This window comes from Streptomyces beijiangensis (assembly GCF_017315755.1).
Classification (GTDB): Bacteria; Actinomycetota; Actinomycetes; order Streptomycetales; family Streptomycetaceae; genus Streptomyces; species Streptomyces beijiangensis.
This window is the reverse complement of record NZ_JAFLRJ010000862.1, coordinates 1-456: the sequence shown is the minus strand read 5'-3', so window position 1 is coordinate 456 and position 456 is coordinate 1. Positions and strand designations below refer to the sequence as shown.

Below are 456 nucleotides of genomic sequence, written 5' to 3'. Positions count from 1 at the left end.
CCGGGGAGACGGTGACCGCCGTGGTGAACGTCCCCGCCCGTGCGGTGCGGCACTGGTCGACCGACGCGCACGGCTGGCGTACGGAAACAGGCGTGTACCAGGTGCACGCGGGCAGGTCCGCCGCCGATCTGCCCCTCACCGCGGCCGTCGACATCGGAGAGCGCCCCTGATCAAGGCGCTGAGCAGGGCATCGAGTCGGGGAGAGCGCTCCATACCGCTCGCCGGAGAAGGACGGTTAGGGTGCGGGAATGAACAGACAGCTGCCGACCCTGGAGGACGTCGCGCGCGAGGCGGGAGTCTCGCGTGCCACGGTGTCCAGGGTCATCAATGGCGTACGGAACGTGGATGCGGGCATCCAGGACCAGGTGCGCCAGGCGATCGAGCGGACCGGATACGCCCCCAACCGGGCGGCCAGGTCCCTGGTGACCCGACGGGCGGAGACCATCGCGCTGGTGG

The 456-nt window shown here is 70.6% G+C and carries 2 protein-coding genes; both read left to right on the top strand.

Going from position 1 to position 456, the window contains the following annotated elements; translation table 11 throughout:
* Positions 1 to 11 precede the first annotated feature (11 nt).
* Positions 12 to 170 carry a fibronectin type III-like domain-contianing protein gene (locus J0695_RS45335; RefSeq protein ID WP_307798899.1) on the top strand — a complete coding sequence of 53 codons (159 nt, stop codon included), beginning with the start codon at positions 12 to 14 and terminating at the stop codon, positions 168 to 170.
* A 78-nt stretch (positions 171 to 248) separates the two neighbouring features.
* A partial coding sequence (locus J0695_RS39540; RefSeq protein WP_206969680.1) for a LacI family DNA-binding transcriptional regulator occupies positions 249 to 456 on the top strand: 208 nt, incomplete at its 3' end.